This window comes from Gymnodinialimonas phycosphaerae (assembly GCF_019195455.1).
Classification (GTDB): Bacteria; Pseudomonadota; Alphaproteobacteria; order Rhodobacterales; family Rhodobacteraceae; genus Gymnodinialimonas; species Gymnodinialimonas phycosphaerae.
In genome coordinates, this window is the sequence record NZ_JAIMBW010000001.1 from 1,904,786 (window position 1) to 1,926,864 (window position 22,079).

Sequence of the window (22,079 nt, forward strand, 5' to 3'; positions counted from 1 at the left end):
CTTAGTTAGAGCTCCCCGTGGTGGTGGCATCGCCAGTCGGGCGACGCAGTTCATTCAACGGCAGGTAGGGCACAACGCCCGATCCACCGGTCTCGCTGTCGATGATCACAAGATCCGTTTCACCAAGGACCCGCTCCAACGTCTCCAGGTAGAGACGGCGGCGTGTGACTTCGGGGGCGACCGTGTATTCTTCCAGAACCGCAAGGAAGCGACTGGCTTCACCCAAGGCTTCGTTCACCACGCGGGCGCGATAACCCTCGGCCTCTTCCAGCAGCTGCGCTGCCTCACCACGGGCACCGGCGGTGACGCGGTTGGAGTAGGCGTCTGCCGTCCGTTCAAGGCGATCCCGCTCCTGCTCGGCGGCTTGTACCTCGCGGAAGGCGTCAATCACTTCGACCGGCGGGTCGGCACGGTCAAGGTTGATACGAATGATGTTCACACCGGATCCGTAGCTGTCCATCGTCGTCTGGATCAGGGAAAGCGCCTGATCACCGATCAACTGGCGGTCGCGGTTGAGGATCGGGGCCAGTTCCGACTGTGCGATGATCTCACGCATCGCCGATTCAGCGACCGAGCGGATCGTGTTTTCAGGATCGCGCAGGTTGAACAGGAAGTCAGCAGGGTCGTTGATGTTCCATACGACGTCGAAGTCGATGTCGACGATGTTTTCGTCTGTGGTTAGCATCAGGCCCGCGTCCGAGGTGCCGGAACGGTTATTGCCGATCGCTTCGGTCCGTTCCTGCGCGGTGTCGATCACTTCCGCCGTTACCAGCGGCCAAGGCGCCAAGTGCGGGCCATCGCCGGTGATGCGGTATTCGGAACCAAGGAATAACTCGACCCCCTGCTCACCGGGTTGAACCGAGTAGAACGAGGCATAGAGCCATGCCCCAAGGGCCAGCACGATGCCACCGATCCAAAGGGTGCGCGGGCTGATCGGATCACTCCCACCTTGCCCGGGCCCACCCGTGCCGCCACCGCGGCCGCCCATCAGCACGCGAAGCTGTTCTTGCCCCTTGCGCATGATGTCGTCGAGTTCCGGGATGTTTTGCCCTTCCCCGCCACCGGGGCGCCGAGGCCCATTGCCATTGTCGCCACCGCCGCGGTTTCCACCGCCGCTGCCGCCACCGTTGCTATTGCCGCCACCCCAAGGTCCGCCGCTATTGCCAGCCATGTGTCCTGTTACCCCTCACAAAGGTCGTCATGTTACCGCCCTATATGGGGCGAAAAATTCGGTTTGCACCCACAAACCCACGCTTTTCCCGCCGAAAGGGCGATTAAGCGGTGCGGATCGGGTCGCGCATCGTCACGATCTCTTCCGACATCGTGGGGTGGACTGCAACCGTCCGGTCGAAATCCTCCTTGGTGGCGCCCATTTTCACGGCGATCCCTGCCAGCTGGATCATCTCTCCGGCGGCAGGTGCCACGATGTGGCAACCAAGGATCTTGCGGGTCTCCTTACTGACGATCAACTTCATCATGACGCGCCAGGGTTTGCCCGCAAAGGCGGTCTGCATCGGTCGGAACGACGTGCAATAAACCTCGATCGGTTCCTGGTCGCGCGCGTCCTCTTCCGTCAGGCCCACGGTGCCGTATTCCGGCGTGGTGAAAACAGCCGAGGGGATCAACTCGTGATCCACGGGGGTCGGGTTGCCATTGAAGACCGTCTCGACGAAGGCCATGCCCTCGCGGATCGCCACGGGTGTGAGGTTGACGCGATTGGTTACATCACCGATGGCGTAGATCGAGGGCACGCCCGTCTGGCTATATTCGTCGACTTCGACCTCTCCGCGCCGCCCTAGCGTCACGCCCACGTCTTCCAGCCCCATGCCTTCGGTGTTCGGCGTTCGACCCGTGGCGAACAGGACCTTGTCGAAGACGTGCTCCTGCCCGGTTGTCGATTTCACCCAGATCGGCCCGCCATTGCCCCCCTTGGGCAGCAGATCGCCAGAGGATTGCGCCGACGCACCCATGGCCGCATCGCTCGCCGTGCCTGAGGGCTCGTGGTCCGCCCCGGCAGGTGCCATCTCGTGAATGTTGGTGCCCAGATGCAGGTCAATGCCCTGCTCTTGCATCATCTCGGCAATCAACCCGCGGGCTTCATCGTCAAAGCCGCGCAGGATCTGCGCGCCGCGATAATACTGCGTCACCTTCACACCCAGGCCCGCCATGATGCAGGCGAATTCGCAAGCGATATAACCGCCGCCGATCACCAGAAGCGTCTCGGGCAACGCGTCGAGATCAAACAGATCGTCCGAGACGATGCCAAGGTCCGCATTCGGCATGTCGGGGCGCGTCGGCCGCCCGCCGGTGGCCACAAGGATGTGCTTGGCGGTCTTCTCCTGCCCGTCGACCGAGACCGTATGGGCCCCTGCCACCGTTGCGCGGCTGTCGAAGATCTCCACGCCGGAGCCATCCAGCAGTTTGCGATAGACGCCTTCCAACCGGTTCAGTTCCTCATGCAGATGTTTTTGAAATACGGGCCAGTGGAATTCACCGTCCTGTACGTCCCAGCCGTAGGCGCGCGCTTCCGAGAAGCCCTCGCGGTAGCTTGACGCAAACACCATCAGCTTCTTCGGCACGCAGCCCCGGATCACGCAGGTGCCGCCCAATCGGCTTTCCTCGGCCAGGGCCACCTTGGCGCCACCCGCCGCTGCCACCCGCGCGGCGCGTACACCGCCCGAGCCGCCGCCAATCACAAACAGGTCGTAGTCAAAGTCGGACATGGGTTGCGCTCCGTCAGGCATGAAAGTCGGCTATGGGTATTTCATACCCCCGCACCCAAGACCAGTGCGCCTTCATACGCAGTCCTGGCCGACTTCGATCATTCCCCGTTCCGCAAATATCCTGGGGGGAAAGGGGGCAAAGCCCCCAAAAAAGGGTGGGAGGGTGGGCCCTCCCTCCCCCAAAAAATCAATCGCGAATGTCGACGAAAAGGTTATCCGTATCCACCACGTCCACGCGCTCATGCTCGATCGTGCCATTGTTGATGTCGCGCACCTCGACGGTGCCATCGGCATTGCCGATCACCAGCACGTCACAAATATCAAGGAACAGCCCGTTCTCCACCACGCCCGGGATCTGGTTCAGCACAAGGCTCAACTGCGCGGGCTGCGCGATGCGCCGCAAATGCAGGTCAAGGATGTAGTTGCCCTCGTCGCTGCGGAACGGCTCCGTGCCGGAAAGACGCAAAGAGGCAGACCGCCCCAAGACATCCAAATTCGACAACATCTCTTCGATCAGTGCTTTCGTGGTCTGCCACCCGAAGGGAATGATCTCCACCGGCAGCGGGAACGCCCCAAGGGTGTCCACTTGCTTGGTGGGGTCAGCGATCACGATCATCTGGTCGCTGGCCGTCGCCACCACCTTCTCATGCAACAACGCGCCGCCACCGCCCTTGATCAGGTTCAGGTTCGGGTCGTATTCGTCCGTTCCGTCAATCGTCAGGTCCAGCCAGCGTACTTCATCAAGCGTCTTGATCGTCACGCCCACTTCGCGCGCCAGATCCGCCGTACGGGTCGAAGTCGCGACGCCAGTGATCATCATGCCCTCTTCGCGAACCAATTCACCCAGGCAGCGCACCATCCAGGCAGCCGTCGATCCGGTGCCGAGGCCCAGGCGCATGCCGTCCTCTACGAATTCCACCGCGCGGCGCGCCGCCACGTATTTCGCTTTGTCGATGGGGGAAAGCTCGGCCGTCATGGGCAGGTCTCAATCTTGTCTAGGGCAGCAGTTGGCATTCGTCTTAGCGAACACTTACCGTTGGGGCGAGTGCAAATCCGCGCTTTGCAGCCCCGTCTCCACCGCGTCAAGGGCCTCTGTTGGCACGATCAGAACCACACCCGGCGCGTCGCTGGTCAGCGAAACCATCCCCCCGCTCGCCTCATTCGAGGTTCCGATCTTGCGCATCGGGTGCAGCGCCAGCGCCTCGAAGGACCATCGCAAGCCTGCCATGCCAACCGTCACCGCATCCAGCGGAAACAGCGATACGCGCATGCCAGGCGGTAACTCCAACGCCAGCCGGGCGGGCAAGTGCACCGTGACATCCTGCTCTCCCACCAGCAATACAGGGCGATCGCCGTATCGTGCCAGTACGTGCAACGCCGCCAATCCGTGGTCCAGTCGCGCGCCGGTGAAGCCCACTGCGTAGATCAAGGGCGTTTCTACTGCACGCAGTGCCTTGTCGAAATCGGTGCTGTCCTGCTCTGTCACCTCGAAGAGGCGGTCCGCCGGAATCGCGGCCCGCCCGGCCGCTGAAAGCGAATCCATATCGCCGATTACCGCGTCGGGAATCACCCCCATTGCCAGCAAAGCGTCCGCCCCGCCGTCTGCTGCCACAAAAATGTCGGCACGATCCCGTACCAAGGCAAACGTAGCGGCCTCCAGCGGGCCGCCTCCGACCAAAACAACTGAATCTCTATATTTCAATGACATATCACTCGGTCCCTCGGCGCTTTCGGCACATTGCCGCCATGTTCTGGGTGAAACTCCCCAGAAAGGTCAAATTCGCGTCGCTTTTTCCGGGAAACAGTTTGTTACACCTTTCGTGACGATGATATTTTCGGGGTCAACCCGGAGTAAGATGAAACCCGGTGCCGATCTTGACGAACATAGTTGGCCGGACGAGCAGAGTGGCAGAGCAATGAGTGATGAAAACAAAATCCTAACGGTCTCCTACGGCACGTTTTCCTGTACCCTAGAGGGGTTTGATCGCCCGTTCGAGGCGATGAAGGCAATCGCGGAGTATTTTCGCGATCTGGCAGCGGAAGACCGCTATTTCGGGGCAGAGCCCCCGACGCCGGATGCCGAGACGTTGCACCGCATCACCGAGGCCGCGATCGAGCGTCGGGTGGAAGCGCGTGTGCTGGCCTCTGGCATGATCATGCGCCCAGAAGGCGCCCCTGCCGAAGACACGCCCGCCTTCATGAGCGCGGGCCTGGATGCCGGCCTCGACATCGAGGACGCCATTGAAAGCGTCGCGCCGGAGGCCGAGGAAGAAGCCGATATGACCGCAGAGGTCGCGGAAGTAGGCGTTGAGGCAGCCGAAGAAGAAGCTGAAATGATCGCGGAGGTTGCGGAAGAGGTTGCTGAGGCAGCCGAAGCCGTTGCCGATGGAGTGCCTGAAGACGCACCGGAAATCGCTGAGGATAGCTTAGACGCGACCGAAGAGGCCGCCGAAGCTAAGGCTGAAGACGACGATGCGTCAGAGGATATTGCGGCAGAGGACGGTGCGGTCGAAGACGTTGCGTCCGAAGAAGATGATGTCGCCGAAGACATTTCGGCCGACACCGCCGAGGCCGTGGAAGAAGCCGCTGATGGCATCATGCCAGAGGCCGCCGACGCAGAGCCTTCCGTTGAAGACACAATCGCCGGCATCGCCGCCGCCATGGCCGCCGACACCGTGGAAGAGACCGCTGAAGAAACGACCGCGGACCAGGATCTTGAAGGCGAGGACGCTTTCGTTGCGGGCGACATTTGGTCAGAGGATGACGGTTTCGCAGGCGATGACACCGTAGCCCGGCAAGAGCCCACGACTGACGAAGGGGATGCCGGTGCCGACACGCTGATCGCGGTCGCCGCTGCCCTTGCCGCTGGTGGCGCAGTCGCAGCCTATTCCGATGACGAGGAAGACGACGACGTAAATAACATCGCCGAGCTCGACGAAGAGGCTGACGATATCACCGATGGTGACGTCGATTCGATCTTCGCCGATGAGCCCGACGCCGAAGATGCCTTCGACGGCGCCTCTGTCGCCGCCCGTCTGGCACGCATTCGCCGCGCCTCACTGGCAGAGAACGGTGATCGCGCCGCCACCGTGCAGCCCGATGATGAACTGATCTCGGCAGGCGGCGAAGGGGCCGCGCCCGAGCCGGTGATCGAGGCCGATGACGATGCCGCCGTGGCAGCGCTCGCCGCCGCGTTCGAAACCGAGGCCACCACCATGGCCGCCGCGCCCGAGGCGATCGAAACGCTGGACGCCGAAGAGGCGGACGCCGATGACTCGATCCTCGCAGCCATCGCCGACAGCACTGAGCCGGAAGCCGAAACGCCACGTCCCACCGTTGCCGCAACCGATACTGATGAGGATATGGATCGCCTGTTCACGGCCACCGAGGGGCGCCTGTCGACAAATGAAACATCGCGCCGCCGGGCCAATATCGAGCATCTCAAGGCCGCAGTCGCCGCGCGTGTCGCCGATACGCGGTATGCAGCCGAAGGGGCGACCGCCAGTGACCTCGCAGCAGCAACCGATACCGCCGCAGAATACCGCGATGATCTGGCGCGCGTCATGCGCCAACGCCGGGTGCGGGTTGACGTGACCCGTCGCCGCGCCGCCGAAGAGGCGCGCCCGACGCCGCTCGTGCTCGTGTCCGAGCAGCGCGTGGATCACGAGGTCGGTCAGGCTGCCGCCGATGCCGCCACGATCATGCCGCGCCGGGTGGCGCTGGCCGAGGGCGAGGTCGCCACGACCCTGCGTCCGGTCACCGCCGCGCCGCTGGTCCTCGACACGCCCGTGGTCGACGATGCACCTGTGGCAGACATTGCGCCCGCGGCTGACGTTGCGCCCGAAATCGACGAAACACCCGAAATCGACGTCGAAGCACTGGAACAGGCCCGGCCTGCCCCGCGCAAGATGGCAGCTACCTTGGCCAATCTCGCCCAACGGGCCGGTCAAATCGCCATAGGCCTGAACCGCCCCGCGCCTGTCGAAGCCGAGGCAAAGCACGTCGCAGAGCTGGCCCCTGAGCAAATGCCGGAGGATGCGCCAGAGGAGGCAGCGGAAGACGCCGCAGAGGCAACGCCCGAGCCTGAGGTGGCTGAAGTGCCCGAGGCATTCGAGGATGAAGACGGCGTCTTTGTACCTGCTGATACAGCTGAGGAAACCGCCGCCGAAGCCCCTTCTGACGTGCTGGAGTCGGCCTCGGATGAAGAGAATGACCAAGAGTATGACGACCCGATCGCTGCCCTGGAAGCCCAACTGGCCCGGGAAATGGATGCCGAAGCCGAGACGGCCCCTGCTGCGGCCCCGGAGAACGCCGAAGAGGAAGTAGACCACTTCAGCCGCTTCGCCGAACTGCTGGCCGACTCTGAAGCCACAGAGATCGATGAAGTGCTGGAAATGGGCGCGGAATACCTGACCGACGAAGCGGGCCTGGTGGAATTCAAGCGCATGCAGCTGCTGCGCCTCGTCCGGATCGCGACCGACGGGTCGATCTCACGCAAGGAAGCCATCTCGGCCGTCGACAAGTTGACCGACGACGGCGTCCTGGTGGCCCTTGGCGGCAGCCAGTATCGGATGCGCCGCGGTCTTTGATCCACTGCCAAAAAATGGAAAGGGGCGCCCGAGAGGGCGCCCCTTATTCATTCCGGTCCCACTATTCTTCCGGCGGCGCATCCGGGTCGGCCTTGCCGACGCCCAGGAATACGGCCTTCAGCGGGAAGGCCCATGCCATGCTGAATACCAAGCAAATGATCAGCTGCAGCCAGATATTCCAGCCCTCAAGAAGGCTGAGGATATACCAGACGGCAGCGATATAGATCGGCAGACCCACCGTAAGGATGAAGAGCGACCACCGCTTTCGGGCCTTGTAACTTAGTGCCATGGCTGCCTCCTCAGTCGGCGAACGGGTCCGTCACCAGGATCGTGTCGTCCCTCTCGGGCGAGGTAGACAGTAGCGCCACGGGGCATTGGATCAACTCTTCAACCCGGCGCACGTACTTGATCGCGGCAGCGGGCAGGTCGGCCCACGAGCGCGCGCCCTCGGTGCTGTCGGACCAACCGGGCATCTCTTCATAGATCGGGGTGCAGCGGGCCTGTTGATCGGCGGCGGTTGGCAGATAATCCAACTGTTCGCCGTCCAACTCGTAACCGACGCAGATTTTCAAAGTCTCAAATCCGTCCAGAACGTCCAGCTTGGTCAATGAAATGCCCGTGACCCCGGAGGTGGCACAGGTCTGGCGCACCAAAGCGGCATCGAACCAGCCGCAGCGGCGCTTGCGTCCGGTGACGGTGCCGAATTCATGACCCCGCTCGCCCAAACGCTGGCCATCGGCGTCGTCGAGTTCGGTGGGGAAAGGGCCTTCGCCCACGCGGGTCGTGTAGGCCTTCACAATGCCGAGTACATAGTCAATGGCACCCGGTCCAAGACCAACGCCCGTGGCAGCCTGTCCGGCGATCACGTTGGAGGAGGTCACAAAGGGGTACGTCCCAAAATCAATATCCAGAAGCGCGCCCTGCGCGCCCTCGAACAAGATCCGTTTGCCGGATTTGCGCTGTTCGTTGAGCACCTTCCAGACCGGTGCGGCGTATTGCAGAATCTGCGGCGCGATCTCTGCCAACGCGTCGATCAGGGCGTCGCGGTCGATCGGATCAATGCCCAGACCCCGGCGCAGCGGCGCGTGATGTTGCAAGGCGCGGTCCACACGCGCCTCCAGCGTGGCGCGGTCGGCCAGATCGGCGACCCGCACAGAGCGTCGCCCAACCTTATCCTCATACGCCGGGCCGATGCCGCGGCCGGTAGTGCCGATCTTGGTGCCAGACGACGCTGCTTCTTCGCGTGCACGGTCCAACTCTCCGTGGATCGGAAGGATCAGCGGCGTGTTTTCCGCGATCATCAGGGTCTCGGGCGTGATTTCCACGCCTTGGCCGCGAATGTTTTCGATTTCCTTGACCAGATGCCAGGGGTCCAGCACGACGCCGTTGCCAATCACCGACAGCTTGCCGCCACGTACCACACCAGACGGCAACGCATTCAGCTTGTAGACCTTGCCATCGATCACCAGGGTGTGGCCCGCATTATGGCCCCCTTGAAAACGTGCGATGATGTCGGCCCGTTCGCTGAGCCAATCAACGATCTTGCCCTTACCCTCATCACCCCATTGCGCACCGACAACCACAACATTGGCCATATGTTTTCCCTCAGATCGTTTGCGGAACCCGTCAGCGGCATAGCGGGCGGAGCCTTTGGAGGAAACCGAATTCCACCGCGCCCCCCGCTTTTTCGCCTCCTGCCCCGACGCACGGTTAACGTTTGGTTAAACATATCAACCGCAATCTATGCCCGGTTGCGCCCTTTGGCTGCATATGAAACGACTATGGAGGACTACAGAGTTCAGGAAACATGTCTTTGCCAGGGGGAGATACCCTTGCGGCCCCCTGTCGCATCTCATATGTGGAGCGCGGACCAGAGATTTGCTCGATGGGATAAGGCCGGAATATGGAAAACGTCATCCTCGTCATTCACTTGATCCTGGCAATTTGCCTGATCGGTGTCGTGTTGTTGCAGCGCTCTGAAGGGGGTGGTCTCGGCATGGGCGGCGGTGGCGGTGGCGGCGGGGTCATGACCGGACGCCAGGCTGCGACCGCATTGGGCAAGCTGACATGGTTCTTCGCCATCGCGTTTCTGGCCACATCGATCACGCTGACCGTGATCGCGGCACAGAATTCCTCGGGCTCTTCGGTTCTGGATGGCTTGGGCGCCGTGCCCGCCGTCGAGGAGGAAGGCGACAGCGCCCTCCCGCCGGTTGATCAGTTGTTGCCGCCCATCGGCACCGACGGCCCGGCCCTGCCGCCCGTTTCCGAGTAACATCTAACCCCTTCACCCCACTCGATTTCGTGGGAGCGCAGGGGTTTTCCACATAATATTGCGTCAAAAGCGGGCTCTGGTCTTGTGTGACCGGGCCGAATCCGGGTACTGTCAAATCCCGTGATAATAGAAACGATGGAATGGTGCCCGAGCGGTCCGAACCATCCGCACGGGGGACCTTACAGCCATGGCTCGTTTCATTTTCATCACCGGGGGTGTGGTCTCGTCGCTTGGCAAGGGCCTGGCCTCTGCCGCCCTTGGCGCGTTGTTGCAGGCACGCGGATTTTCCGTTCGCTTGCGCAAGCTCGATCCCTACCTGAACGTCGATCCCGGCACGATGTCCCCGTTCGAGCATGGGGAGGTGTTCGTGACCGACGATGGGGCCGAGACGGACCTGGACCTTGGCCATTACGAGCGTTTCACCGGCGTGCCGGCATCCAAGACCGATTCCATCTCTTCCGGGCGTATCTATACCAATGTTCTGGAGAAAGAGCGGCGCGGTGATTACCTTGGCAAGACCATTCAGGTGATCCCCCATGTCACCAATGAAATCAAAGGCTTCATTGCGATTGGCGAAGACGACGTCGACTTCATGCTGTGCGAGATCGGCGGCACCGTGGGCGACATCGAGGGCCTGCCGTTCTTCGAGGCGATCCGTCAATTCAGCCAGGACAAGGCGCGCGGGCAATGTATCTTCATGCACCTCACCCTGCTGCCCTTCATCAAGGCATCGGGAGAGCTCAAGACCAAGCCAACGCAGCATAGCGTCAAGGAACTTCGCTCCATCGGCCTCGCGCCCGACATTCTGGTGTGCCGGTCCGAGGGACCAATCCCCGAGAAAGAGCGTGAAAAGCTGGCGCTGTTCTGCAACGTCCGCCCTGACTCCGTGATTGCGGCGCAAGACCTCAAGTCGATTTATACCGCCCCGCTGGCCTATCACCGCGAGGGGCTCGATCAGGCAGTCCTCGATGCGTTCGGGATCAGCCCCGCGCCCAAGCCCGATCTGCGCATTTGGGAGGATGTGGCCGACCGGATCAGCAACCCCGAGGGCGAGGTCAATGTCGCCATCGTCGGTAAGTATACCCAGTTGGAGGACGCCTACAAATCCATCGCCGAGGCGCTGACCCACGGCGGCATGGCGAACCGGGTAAAGGTCAACATCGAATGGGTCGACGCCGAGATCTTCGAGCGGGAGGATGTGGCCACACACCTCGACGGGATCCATGCCATCCTTGTGCCCGGCGGCTTCGGAGAGCGTGGAACGGAGGGCAAGATCAAGGCCGCCGAGTTTGCCCGGACACGGAAGATTCCCTACCTCGGAATTTGCCTCGGCATGCAGATGGCGGTGATCGAGGCGGCACGGAATCTGGCCGATCTGGGTGACGCGGGGTCCGAGGAATTCGATCACGAGGCCGGGAAAAAGCGTTTTACACCCGTGGTTTATCACCTCAAGGAATGGGTGCAGGGCAACCACAAGGTGGAGCGCAAGGTGGGTGACGACAAGGGCGGCACCATGCGCCTTGGGTCCTACGACGCCGTGTTGACTGAAGGCTCTCGGGTGGCCCAGGCTTATGGGACGACAGCCATCGAGGAACGGCATCGCCACCGCTATGAGGTCGACACGAAGTACCGCGACGCGTTGGAGGAAAAGGGCCTGATCTTCTCGGGCATGTCGCCCGACGGCGCGCTGCCGGAAATCGTCGAGGTCAAGGATCACCCGTGGTTCATCGGTGTGCAATTCCATCCGGAATTGAAGTCGAAACCCTTCGCGCCTCACCCGCTATTCCGGGATTTCGTGCGCGCGGCGAAGGAAAATTCACGCCTCGTATGAGGGGTCATGTTAACGGAATATCAACAGGTTAGGGCCATGGTGGGCCTATGGTGACACATTCTTGCCGCAAACCGCCGAAAACGCCCTTGTGAAGACCCCACGCCTTTTCCGACACATGCGGTCGCGTTATACTAGTCAGGACAAGCGGACTCGAGCACCGCAAACAGAATGAACGAAGGTCCCGCGCCATGCGCCTTACGATCTCAGCCCTCGCCCTTGCAACTGCCTTCGCGGCAACCGGTGCAAGCGCACAGGACGCAAGCCAGTGGACTGGTTTCTATGCGGGTTTCGCCACCAACATCATTTCGCCTGAGTTCGACAATTCCACCGCGATGATTCCGCTTCAGGAAGGCACAGGGTTCGGCGCATACGGCGGTTACAACTACGCGATCGGGGACAACTTCGTCGTCGGCGCAGAAGTTGGCATCAGCGGCCCGGTGTCCTTCCAAACCGCACTTGGCAACCCTGATTTCGAGTTCGACAACGTCGTCAACGCTCGCGTACGTGGCGGCTACGCCATTGGTAACGCCTTGGTGTACGGCTCTGTTGGCTACCAGATGGTGAATTACAGTGCGGCCGCCGGGATCTCCACGGATGGCTCGGCAGATGGCCTGGTCTATGGCATTGGTGTCGAGATGTTGCTGACCGATTCAGTTTCGGTCCGCTTGGACTACACATCGACCCACATGAACCCGGAAGCGGGCACGCTGCCCGGTGTTCCGGGGGATGCGCAGATCGACGCGAATGCCGTTGGTTTGGGTGTCGCGCTGCGCTTCTGAGCTTATCCCTTCACACTTCCGAAAGGCCTGCCTCGCAAGACGCGGGTTTTTTTGTGGGATCACACAGGGCGTATCGTGGGTTCAGGCCCTTATCGTGGGATCAGACGGGCACGTGGACGGCCAGAACCTCATCCCGGATGATCTCGGCGATAATCCCCGCATCCGCCACGGAAAAAGTCAGCGGCAGGCGCATGTCCAACAGCCCCGCCAAGATGCGATCGGTCTTCGGCAGCGACTGTGCCGGGGCGTAGCGCCAACTGTCGTAGCGCGAGGTGAAGGCGGCGGGCTCCGGCGCACCAAACCATTTCAGCTCCACGCCGCGCGCCTTGCAACCCGCGACCACGGCTTCAATCGCCGCAGGCGCAATGCCCGGCAGCAGCACCTGAATGGATGAGCCGACGATGCTTTCCTCGGGCGGACGCTCGATCACCTGTAGGCCGGGCGTGTTACGCAGGCCGTCTTCCACCGCCCGGTACAACACATTCCACCGCGCGACCTGCGCAGGCAGATCGGCCAATTGTGGACGCAGGATCGCCGCACGCAGGTTGTCCATCCGGCCCGAGACGTTGGGGGTGACATACTTAACGTCAGCGAAAACCTCGGGCGGCGGGGCGGCTTTGTGCCGCTCGAACAACATGTAAGAGCCGGACAACATGATCGTTTTCGCCATCATCTCGGCGTCATCGGTGACCAATAGCCCCCCCTCGCCCGAGTTGATGTGCTTGTAGGTTTGCGTCGAGTAGCACCCCATCAGCCCATGCCGCCCTGACGCCACGCCACGCCAGGCGCCGCCCATCGTGTGGGCGCAATCCTCGATCACCTGGATCGACGCGGCGTTGCAGATTTCCATCAGTCGATCCATATCGCAAAGATGCCCGCGCATGTGGCTCAACAGCAGGACCTTTGACCCGGAAGTCTTTGCCTTCAAAGACAAATCTTCAAGGTCGATCGTCAGGGACTCGGTTACTTCCACGAAGACGGGCACCGCATTCACGGCTGCAATCGCGCCGGGCACTGGGGCCAGCGTGAAGCCATTGGTCAGGACCTTGTCGCCGGGCCCCACCCCCACCGCGCGCAGGGCCGCGCCCATCGCGTAGCCGCCGGACGCAACGGCAAGGCAGTATTTCGCGCCCACCGCGTCCGCGAATTCCTGCTCCAACTTCGCCACCTCGCCATCGTCGCCGGGGGCGGTGTTATAGCGATGCAACCGGCCCGAGCGCATGACCGCCACGGCCGCGTCGATCGCGGCCTCGGGGATCGGCTCTTGCTGGGTGAAATTTCCGGTGAAAACTGTCTGTGTCATAACGCCAAGATTGGCCCAAAGCCCGCCCGCGTCAATGGGCCAGAGGCGCGCAACCGATCAGGCCAACACCTGGTCGATGATACGCTCCAGGTCGTCGTAATGCTCCAGCAGGCCTTCGGGGTTCAGGTCCGCAACAGCGCGGCCCGTGGGGCCAAAGGTGACCAGAATGCAGGGGATTCCCGCCGCAAGCGCTGTCTTCCGATCGGTGATCGTGTCACCGATCAACACCGCCATGCCCCGATTGCCGCCAAGCCGCGAGATCGTCTCCACCAGGGGGGCTGCATCAGGCTTGCGCGTTTCAAGCGTGTCGGCCCCGATCAGCGCCGGAAAGCGCTCTGTCAGGCCGAGGCGTTCGATCAATTCGACCGCCAGACCCTCAGGTTTGTTGGTGCAAATTCCAGTCGCGTCGCCCCGCGCCCGAAGGCGATCGACCGCAGCCACCGCGCCGTCATAAAGCGTCGTGTGCAGGTCAATGTCGCGTCCGTAGGCCTCCAGCAGCGGCTGATATCCGGCGTCGGCCAAGCCCTCCGCGTCGTCGATGCCCATCCGCGAGGCCGCCAGACGCAGCATCGCACGCCCGCCCGCGAAGGCCGTCGCGTCGTCGGCACCCATCACCAATTGCGGCGGGTGCCCCAATTCGGCCAGCGCCGCATTGGCCGAGGCGATCAGATCGCCCGCCGTGTCGGCCAAGGTGCCGTCCAGGTCAAAAACCACTGTTCGCATCACTGTCCTCGACCTACTTCGGCATCTTTCCGCCCACCGCTATTACAGCTTGTCGGCCAATTTGAACGCATCGGGGCTATGCCCCGGGTCTTTGCAGGGTTAATAGGCTGCAAACGCGAAGGAAAGACGTTTCATGCAGGCCACACACCGCCCCCTTGCCCTGATCGTTCTTGCGGCAGGTGCCGGCACTCGGATGAACTCCGATTTGCCCAAGCCCCTGCACCCGCTGGGATGCGCCCCTTTGGTGGCCCATACCATCGCGGCGGGCGCGGCGCTGGAGCCGTCCCGGCTGATCGTCGTGACGGGCCATGGCGCAGAGCAAGTGGAGGCTGCCTTGCAAGACATCGCGCCCGAAGCCGTTGCCGTCAGGCAAGCGCCACAACTGGGCACCGGCCACGCGGTGCTGCAAGCCGCCGATGCGTTGAAGGATTTCGATGGCGACGCAATGGTTCTTTACGGGGACAGCCCTTTCTTTACGCCCGAAACGCTGCAAGCCATGCGCATTGCCCGCACCGCCCACGACGTGGTGATGCTTGGATTTCGGCCTACTGATCCGGGCCGCTATGGGCGCATGGTGATGGACGGGGACATCTTGCAGAAGATCGTGGAGTTCAAGGACGCGACCGAGCAAGAGCGAAAGATCACCTTTTGCAATTCCGGCGTTCTCTGCGCCGATGCGGCCACGCTGATGTCCCTGTTGACCCAGATCACGAATGACAATGCAGCGGGCGAATACTACCTGACGGATATTCCCGAACTGGCGGGCAATGCGGGCCTGACCGCGACCGCCATCGCCTGCGATGAAGCCGAGACCATCGGCATCAACTCCCGCGCGGAACTGGCCCACGCCGAGGCGCAGTTCCAGTCCCAACGCCGGGCCGAGTTGATCGAGGTCGGTGTCACGATGCAGGCCCCCGACACGGTGCATTTCGCCCTCGACACCCACATCGGCCGCGATGCCGTGATTGAGCCCTACGTGGTCTTCGGCCCGAATGTCACCGTCGAATCCGGCGCCCATATCCGCGCCTTCAGCCACCTCGAAGGCTGCCACGTCAGTGCCGGTGCCATCGTCGGCCCCTACGCTCGCCTGCGCCCCGGGGCGGAGATCGGCAATGACGCCAAGATCGGTAATTTCGTTGAGGTCAAGAATGCCGAGATCGCCGAGGGCGCGAAGGTCAATCACCTTTCCTATATCGGCGATGCCTCCATCGGTGAGCGCGCCAACATCGGCGCAGGCACAGTGACCTGCAACTACGATGGCGTCATGAAACATCGCACCACGATTGGGGCCGACGCGTTCATCGGCTCGGACACCATGCTGGTGGCCCCCGTGACCGTGGGCACACGGGCGATGACGGCCAGCGGCTCGACCATCACGGACGACATTCCCGACGGTGCGCTGGCGATCGGGCGCGCCAAGCAAGTGAACAAACCCGGCCTCGCGGTGAAGCTGCGCGACCGGCTCAAGGCTATCAAAGCCGCAAAGTCAAAGGACTAACGCCATGTGCGGAATCGTAGGCGTCTTGGGCAACCACGAGGTGGCACCCATCCTTGTAGAAGCGCTGAAGCGTCTGGAATATCGCGGCTACGACAGCGCCGGAATCGCCACCGTGCAGGACGGCGTGCTGGACCGTCGCCGCGCCGTGGGCAAACTGGTGAACCTGTCCGATGCGCTGGTCCATGACCCGCTGGCGGGAAAGTCTGGCATCGGCCACACCCGGTGGGCGACCCATGGCGGTCCGACCGTCACCAACGCCCACCCCCATCAGGCGGGCCGCGTGGCCGTGGTGCACAATGGTATCATCGAGAACTACAAGGAGCTGCGTGCAAAGCTTTCCCATCGCACGTTCGTGTCCCAGACCGACACAGAGACCGTGGCGCAGCTGTGCGAGGATTACCTCGATCAGGGGCTGTCGCCCCGCGACGCCGCGGTCGAGACGTTGGCGCATCTGGAGGGCGCCTATGCGCTGGCGTTCCTGTTCCACGGCGAGGAAGACCTGATCGTCGCCGCGCGCATGGGGTCACCTTTGGCGATCGGGCACGGGGATGGAGAGATGTACGTGGGCTCCGACGCCATCGCACTTGGGCCAATGACCAACCGCATCACCTACCTGGAAGAAGGCGACTACGCGTTTGTCAGTCGCGCCGGGGTCGAGATCCACGACGCCCAAGGCGCCCTTGCCAATCGCGAGATGCAAAGCGTCTCTGCCCAATCCATGCAGCTCGACAAGGGCGGCCACAAGCATTTCATGGCGAAGGAGATTTTCGAGCAGCCCGTCGTGCTTGCCGATTGCCTCAGCCATTACACGGACGCAGGCGGCGTCACCCTGCCCCAGCCGCTAGACTTCACGCAAACCGACCGCGTGATCCTTGTCGCCTGTGGCACTGCCTACTACGCCTGCGCCATAGCGAAATACTGGTTCGAGCAGTTCGCAGGAATCCCCTGCGACGTCGATATCGCCTCGGAATTCCGCTACCGTGAACCGCCCGTCTCGCCCAAGGCGACGGCGCTGTTCGTCAGCCAATCAGGAGAGACCGCCGACACCCTTGCCGCCCTGCGCTACGTGACAGAGAAGGTCGACCGGGTCGTCTCGGTGGTGAATGTGCCGTCGTCCTCCATCGCGCGCGAATCCGACGTGGCCCTGCCGATCTTGGCGGGCGTGGAAGTGGGCGTTGCGTCAACGAAAGCCTTCATGAACCAACTGGGTGTGCTGGCCAACCTCGCCATCATGGCGGCACGCCAGCGCGGCCGTATCGATGCGGTACGCGAGGCTGAACTGCTCGAAATCCTGCACGGCATGCCTGGCCTGATCAATCAGGCCCTGGCGTTGGAAGACAAGATCGCCAAGCGCACGGCCAGGCTGGCCGAGGCGAAATCGGTGCTGTTCCTTGGCCGCGGCGCGATGTTCCCGCTGGCCATGGAAGGCGCACTGAAGCTCAAGGAAATCAGCTATATCCACGCCGAGGGCTATGCGAGCGGGGAACTGAAGCACGGCCCGATCGCATTGATTGACAAGACCGTCCCCGTGATCGTCTTCGCCCCGCGTGATGCGCTCTTCGACAAGACGATTTCCAACATGCAGGAAGTCATGGCGCGCGATGGCAAGGTCTGGCTGATCACTGACGCCGAGGGCGCGGCGCAGGCCGGCGACGGCACTTGGGCCACGTTGGTGATGCCGACGGTAGACCCGGCTCTTGCCCCCATGCTTTACGCCGTGGCTGCCCAGTTGATCGCTTACCACACCGCGCTGCACAAAGGCACGGACGTGGACCAGCCACGCAATCTGGCGAAATCGGTGACGGTGGAATGACGCCCCCCTCTGCCCACCTCAGCCCCATCGATCTGACGCTGACGGGCACCCACGTCACGCTCAAGCCCCTTAGTCACGACCACCACGACCCACTGGCTCACGCCAGTGCGGCCGGGCAATTGCACAAGTTGTGGTACACCAGCGTCCCCTCGGCCGACGGCATGGCCGCCGAGATCACCCGCCGCCTGGCCGAGCGCGACGCGGGCAGGATGATTCCCTTCACGCAAGTGGACGCATCCGGCACGCCCGTCGGCATGACCACCTATATGAACATCGACCACGCCACACCGCGCGTTGAAATCGGCTCTACCTGGATCGGTCCAAACGCCCAACGCGGGCCGCTGAATACCGAGGCCAAGCGGCTGTTGCTTGCCCATGCGTTTGAGGTCTGGGGCTGCCTGGCGGTCGAGTTCCGCACCCACCGCCTGAACCAGCAAAGCCGCAGCGCGATTGAACGCCTCGGCGCCCAGTTCGACGGTATCCTGCGCGCCCATATGCGCAGCCCGAATGGGACGACCCGCGACACCGCCGTCTATTCCATCACCGCCCCCGAATGGCCGGTGGTGCGCAGCCACCTCGACTGGCAGATCTTGAGGCCACGATGAATGTAGATGACGCCCTCGCCGCCCTGCGCGCCCATGCTGACCCTGAAAAGGCCGCTGGCATGGCCTCCTATCACAAGGCGGACCGCGAATATCTGGGCCTATCCAACGCCATCACCGGCGATCTGGCGACCCAGTGGCGCAAGGACGCTGCCGACCAGGCGGCGCTGGTTGCCCTCGCCCAAGGCCTCTGGGACACGGATATCTTTGAGGCCCGCATCGCCGCCGGAAAGCTGTTCCTGCAAGCCCGTATGCGACCCGACGACACGCTTGCGTGGGGCTGGATCACCTCTGTCGTTCCGCAATTCGATTCCTGGGCCATCGCCGATGCCGTGGCCCAAAGCGCCCAGAAACGTCTTGTCCAGGACCCCTCTCGCCTCGATCTTCTGGAAGAGTGGACCCAGGCCGAGCACCTTTGGACCCGCCGCGCGGCCTTTGTGTTCACCCTATCCTTCGTAAAATCCCGCCACCCCTCTGCCACAGAGAAAGCCGCGCGCGATCGCGTGCTCAATTGGGCCGCGGCACTTGCGCAGGATCCCGAATGGTTCATCCAGAAAGCCATTGCCTGGTGGCTGCGGGACCTCTCCAAGCGCGACCAGGATGCCGCGCGCATCTGGCTTGAACACAACGGCGACCGCCTCAAACCGTTCGCCGCCAAGGAGGCCGCTCGCTACCTCCCCTGATCCCGCGCGCGATCGCTCAAGAGGTCACGCGCCGTTTGCGGTCCTCTTTGTTCCTCAGATATGCAGTCCCCCGGGCAGCCCAAGGCACACCCGTTTGACGGCGTGCGCTCACACCTCGGGCACGCCCCCCGACATCACGGTCAGAAACCACTCTGTGTCGATGTTGCCGCCACATAGGATCACGCCCACTTTTTTCCCGGCCATCGCTTCCTTTTCCTGCATCAGCGCCGCCAGCGGCGCCGCGCCAGCCCCTTCCGCCAGATTGTGGATGTCGCGGTAGTAGACCCGGATCGCCTCGGCGACCTCGGTGTCCGAGACGGTCATGATCCGCGCCGCGCCCTTGGAATAGATGTCGAAAGCCGCTTGCACCGGCATCCGCACGGCCATGCCGTCGGCAAACGTCCGCGCGCTGTCCGTCTCGACCAGCTGTCCCGCTTCTACGGAAAGCTTCGCCGTCTGCGCGTTCTCGCTCACCACGCCGACGATGTCACACTCCACCCCAAGCGCGTCGCGCGCCAGGATCGTCCCGCAGATGCCCGAGCCGCAGCCGATGGGCACATAAACGGTGTCCAGATCCGGCACCGCCGTGAACAACTCCCACGCGTAGGTTGCCACGCCCCGTACGATCGCCTCGTTGAATGGCGGTACAAGGAACAACCCCTCTGCTTCCGCCACCCGGATCGCCTCGGCGCGCGACTCGTCGAAATCGTCGCCGAACTCGATCACCTCGGCCCCGAAAGCCCGCATGGCGGCGTTTTTCTCCACCGAATTTCCCCTTGGCACGTAGACCTTGGCTGTCAGGCCCGCTGCCACCGCTGCGCGGGCCTGACCCTGGCCGTGGTTGCCGCGCGTTGCCGTGCAGATGCCCGGCATATCGGGGTGCGTCTTCAACAGCCAATCCATGAAGGTGATCGCGCCGCGCAGCTTGAAGGCGCCGGTGGCGGTGTGGTTCTCGTGCTTCACCCAGACCTCGCATCCCAACCGCTTGGCCAGTTGCGGCCAGGCGTATTGCGGGGTGGGGGGCATCCCGGTGTAGACGATGCGGGCGGCCTCTTGCAGGTCGTGTTCGGTCAACTTCATCGGGCGCTCCGGTCTGGCGAATAACCCCTGCTCAAGCTTGAGCAAGGGCTTAAACGTTTGATATATATCAAAAAACGTGAAACTCTATTCACGCGCACAGGGTAAGTTTAGGGGGAGAGGGCGACAATGGCTATCGTGATTTCAGGGGCCAACCGGGGCATCGGCGCGGGCTTGGCGGCCCATTACGCGGCGGCGGGCGCGCAAGTGATCGGCACTTCGCGCGGCGGGGCAGCGGGCACGGCGGGTGCGACGCTGGATGTGACGGATCCGGCCTCCATCGCGGCCTTCGCCGAAGGCTTGGGCCAGACAAAAATCGACACGCTGATCTGCAATGCGGGCGTGTTCCCGGACCGGCACGAGGACACCGCCACCGGCTACGCGCCGGAGCTTTGGGCCAGGACCTTCGCCACCAATGTCACCGGGGTCTTCCTGACGGTGCAGGCGCTGCTGCCCAACTTGAAAGCCGCCCCCGCACCGAAAATCGCCATCATCGCAAGCCAGATGGGATCGTCCCTCAAGGCGGGCGGCAATGGGTTGATCTACCGCGCCTCCAAGGCGGCGGCGATCAATCTGGGGCGTAACCTTGCCGTTGACCTGAAACCCAGCGGCATTGCCGTTGGCATCTACCACCCCGGTTGGGTGCGAACCGAGATGGGCGGAGACGCCGCCGCGATCAGCATCGACGAAAGCGTCGCGGGCCTTGGCGCGCGGATTGCGGACCTTGGGCTTGAGACAACCGGCATTTTCCTGAACTGGGACGGCAGCCCACAGGATTACTGAGCGCCCTTGCCCCCGCGTTAGCCCGCAGGTAAACGCCTGACCGAACCAAACTACGGGATGCTGATGCCCCTTCTTGTGATGAAATTCGGCGGCACGTCTGTCGCCACGCTTGATCGTATCCGCCGTGCAGCCAAGCGCGTGGGGCGTGAAGTTGCCAATGGGTACGACGTGATCGTCATCGTGTCGGCGATGTCTGGCGAGACCAACAAACTTGTGGGTTTTGTCGAAGAGACGGGCCCTTTCTACGACGCCCGCGAATATGATGCCGTCGTTTCCAGCGGCGAGAATGTGACCGCGGGCCTCATGGCGCTGACCCTTCAGGAAATGGAGGTGCCCGCGCGGTCCTGGCAGGGCTGGCAGGTGCCACTTCTGACCACCGACGCCCACGCCTCGGCCCGGATCGAGGAAATCCCCACCGCCAATCTGAACGCCAAGTTCGGTGAGGGCATGCGCGTGGCCGTCGTGGCCGGCTTCCAGGGCATCTCGCCCGAGGGGCGGATCACGACGCTGGGGCGTGGTGGGTCCGACACCACCGCCGTGGCCTTTGCAGCGGCGTTCGGGGCCGAGCGGTGTGACATCTACACCGACGTCGACGGCGTCTACACAACGGACCCGCGCATCACCACCAAGGCCCGCAAGCTGGATCGCATCGCGTTCGAAGAGATGTTGGAACTGGCCTCGCTTGGGGCCAAGGTCCTGCAAACCCGTTCCGTTGAACTCGCCATGCGCTACAAAGTCCGCCTGCGCGTTCTGTCATCGTTTGAGGAGCCGTCGGACGACGCCGGCACCCTTGTCTGCCCGGAGGAAGAAATCATGGAATCCAACGTTGTGGCCGGGGTCGCCTATTCCCGCGATGAAGCCAAAATGACCCTTCAGTCTGTCGAGGACCGCCCCGGCATCGCCGCCGCGATCTTCGGCCCCCTGGCCGAGGCGGGCGTGAACGTCGACATGATTGTCCAGAACATCTCGGACGGCGGGATCACGGATATGACCTTCTCTTGTCCGGTGGGCGAGGTCGCGCGGGCCGAGAAAGCGATGGATGATGCAAAAGCGGCGGGCGATATCAGTTTTGCCTCGCTGATTGCCGACAAGGACGTGGCCAAGGTGTCCATCGTGGGTATCGGCATGCGCAGCCATGCCGGTGTGGCCGCCAAGATGTTCCAGACGCTTCGCGATGAGGGCGTGAACATCAAGGTGATCACCACGTCCGAGATCAAGGTCAGCGTGCTGATCGACCGAAAGTACATGGAATTGGCCGTTCAGGCGCTTCATGACGCGTTCGAGTTGGAAAAGGCGGCCTGAGGCCGCCTTACGCCACGTCACACATTCAATAAATCTTTTACCTGGCCTGTCGATACAGCGCTAGCGTTCCTATATGTTTCATAACGCTCCGTGATAGCTTT

At 62.7% G+C, this 22,079-nt stretch carries 19 protein-coding genes; 10 read left to right on the forward strand and 9 right to left on the reverse strand.

Annotation, left to right across the window (positions count from 1 at the left end; all coding sequences use genetic code 11):
- Position 1: 1 nt before the first annotated feature.
- From hflK to KUL25_RS09415, 4 genes are all read right to left on the reverse strand, one after another.
- Positions 2-1,171, reverse strand: coding sequence for an FtsH protease activity modulator HflK (gene hflK, locus KUL25_RS09400; protein ID WP_257892709.1), 1,170 nt, complete (start codon positions 1,169-1,171; stop codon positions 2-4).
- A gap of 103 nt (positions 1,172-1,274) precedes the next feature.
- Positions 1,275-2,723 (reverse strand): FAD-dependent oxidoreductase, encoded by a 1,449-nt coding sequence (locus KUL25_RS09405; RefSeq protein WP_257892710.1) that lies wholly within the window; start codon positions 2,721-2,723, stop codon positions 1,275-1,277.
- A 187-nt stretch (positions 2,724-2,910) separates the two neighbouring features.
- Positions 2,911-3,699 (reverse strand): ribose-5-phosphate isomerase RpiA, encoded by a 789-nt coding sequence (rpiA, locus tag KUL25_RS09410; RefSeq protein ID WP_257892711.1) that lies wholly within the window; start codon positions 3,697-3,699, stop codon positions 2,911-2,913.
- A 54-nt stretch (positions 3,700-3,753) separates the two neighbouring features.
- Complete coding sequence (locus tag KUL25_RS09415) at positions 3,754-4,431, reverse strand: thiamine diphosphokinase (RefSeq protein ID WP_257892712.1); 678 nt, start codon at positions 4,429-4,431, stop codon at positions 3,754-3,756.
- A gap of 208 nt (positions 4,432-4,639) precedes the next feature.
- On the opposite strand from KUL25_RS09415, the gene KUL25_RS09420 reads away from it, so the two are divergent.
- Positions 4,640-7,312 (forward strand): hypothetical protein, encoded by a 2,673-nt coding sequence (locus tag KUL25_RS09420; protein ID WP_257892713.1) that lies wholly within the window; start codon positions 4,640-4,642, stop codon positions 7,310-7,312.
- A gap of 61 nt (positions 7,313-7,373) precedes the next feature.
- On the opposite strand, the gene KUL25_RS09425 is transcribed toward KUL25_RS09420, so the two are convergent.
- A complete protein-coding gene (locus KUL25_RS09425; RefSeq protein ID WP_068354416.1) occupies positions 7,374-7,601 on the reverse strand; it encodes a DUF2842 domain-containing protein in 228 nt (75 codons plus the stop codon).
- Positions 7,602-7,611: 10 nt separating this feature from the next.
- Entirely contained in the window at positions 7,612-8,907 is a 1,296-nt protein-coding gene (locus KUL25_RS09430) for an adenylosuccinate synthase (RefSeq protein WP_068354414.1), read from the reverse strand.
- Between the two features lie 308 nt (positions 8,908-9,215).
- On the opposite strand from KUL25_RS09430, the gene secG reads away from it, so the two are divergent.
- The 3 genes from secG (at position 9,216) to KUL25_RS09445 (ending at position 12,194) form a co-directional block, all read left to right on the forward strand.
- Positions 9,216-9,584, forward strand: coding sequence for a preprotein translocase subunit SecG (gene secG, locus KUL25_RS09435; protein WP_257892714.1), 369 nt, complete (start codon positions 9,216-9,218; stop codon positions 9,582-9,584).
- Between the two features lie 187 nt (positions 9,585-9,771).
- Positions 9,772-11,415, forward strand: a complete 1,644-nt coding sequence (gene pyrG / locus KUL25_RS09440) for a CTP synthase (RefSeq protein WP_257892715.1) — start codon at positions 9,772-9,774, stop codon at positions 11,413-11,415.
- Positions 11,416-11,603: 188 nt separating this feature from the next.
- Positions 11,604-12,194: a porin family protein gene (locus KUL25_RS09445; RefSeq protein WP_257892716.1), complete on the forward strand. Its 591-nt coding sequence runs from the start codon at positions 11,604-11,606 to the stop codon at positions 12,192-12,194.
- 100 nt (positions 12,195-12,294) lie between these two features.
- Here KUL25_RS09445 and KUL25_RS09450 read toward each other — a convergent pair whose 3' ends face one another.
- Both KUL25_RS09450 and KUL25_RS09455 read right to left on the reverse strand, forming a co-directional pair.
- Positions 12,295-13,497 carry a DegT/DnrJ/EryC1/StrS family aminotransferase gene (locus KUL25_RS09450; protein ID WP_257892717.1) on the reverse strand — a complete coding sequence of 401 codons (1,203 nt, stop codon included), beginning with the start codon at positions 13,495-13,497 and terminating at the stop codon, positions 12,295-12,297.
- A gap of 57 nt (positions 13,498-13,554) precedes the next feature.
- Complete coding sequence (locus KUL25_RS09455) at positions 13,555-14,220, reverse strand: HAD hydrolase-like protein (RefSeq protein ID WP_257892718.1); 666 nt, start codon at positions 14,218-14,220, stop codon at positions 13,555-13,557.
- A gap of 133 nt (positions 14,221-14,353) precedes the next feature.
- Here KUL25_RS09455 and glmU point away from each other — a divergent pair, with 133 nt between their 5' ends.
- Genes glmU through KUL25_RS09475 form a run of 4 tightly spaced genes read left to right on the forward strand, consistent with a single transcriptional unit; the run spans position 14,354 to position 18,816 of the window.
- The gene (glmU, locus tag KUL25_RS09460) at positions 14,354-15,718 is read left to right on the forward strand and encodes a bifunctional UDP-N-acetylglucosamine diphosphorylase/glucosamine-1-phosphate N-acetyltransferase GlmU (protein ID WP_257892719.1); all 1,365 of its coding nucleotides are present in this window, start codon (positions 14,354-14,356) and stop codon (positions 15,716-15,718) included.
- Positions 15,719-15,722: 4 nt separating this feature from the next.
- Positions 15,723-17,531: a glutamine--fructose-6-phosphate transaminase (isomerizing) gene (gene glmS / locus KUL25_RS09465; protein WP_257892720.1), complete on the forward strand. Its 1,809-nt coding sequence runs from the start codon at positions 15,723-15,725 to the stop codon at positions 17,529-17,531.
- On the forward strand, positions 17,528-18,136 hold the full coding sequence (locus tag KUL25_RS09470; protein ID WP_257892721.1) for a GNAT family N-acetyltransferase: 609 nt from the start codon (positions 17,528-17,530) through the stop codon (positions 18,134-18,136). Before glmS ends, KUL25_RS09470 begins: the two co-directional genes overlap by 4 nt.
- Positions 18,133-18,816 carry a DNA alkylation repair protein gene (locus tag KUL25_RS09475; RefSeq protein WP_257892722.1) on the forward strand — a complete coding sequence of 228 codons (684 nt, stop codon included), beginning with the start codon at positions 18,133-18,135 and terminating at the stop codon, positions 18,814-18,816. Before KUL25_RS09470 ends, KUL25_RS09475 begins: the two co-directional genes overlap by 4 nt.
- Before the next feature lie 108 nt (positions 18,817-18,924).
- Here KUL25_RS09475 and KUL25_RS09480 read toward each other — a convergent pair whose 3' ends face one another.
- A complete protein-coding gene (locus KUL25_RS09480) occupies positions 18,925-19,896 on the reverse strand; it encodes a threonine dehydratase (RefSeq protein ID WP_257892723.1) in 972 nt (323 codons plus the stop codon).
- Between the two features lie 126 nt (positions 19,897-20,022).
- Here KUL25_RS09480 and KUL25_RS09485 point away from each other — a divergent pair, with 126 nt between their 5' ends.
- Together KUL25_RS09485 and KUL25_RS09490 are read left to right on the forward strand one after the other, a co-directional pair.
- Positions 20,023-20,676 carry an SDR family NAD(P)-dependent oxidoreductase gene (locus tag KUL25_RS09485; RefSeq protein WP_257892724.1) on the forward strand — a complete coding sequence of 218 codons (654 nt, stop codon included), beginning with the start codon at positions 20,023-20,025 and terminating at the stop codon, positions 20,674-20,676.
- Positions 20,677-20,739: 63 nt separating this feature from the next.
- Positions 20,740-21,978, forward strand: a complete 1,239-nt coding sequence (locus KUL25_RS09490; RefSeq protein WP_068354509.1) for an aspartate kinase — start codon at positions 20,740-20,742, stop codon at positions 21,976-21,978.
- Positions 21,979-22,079: the final 101 nt, after the last annotated feature.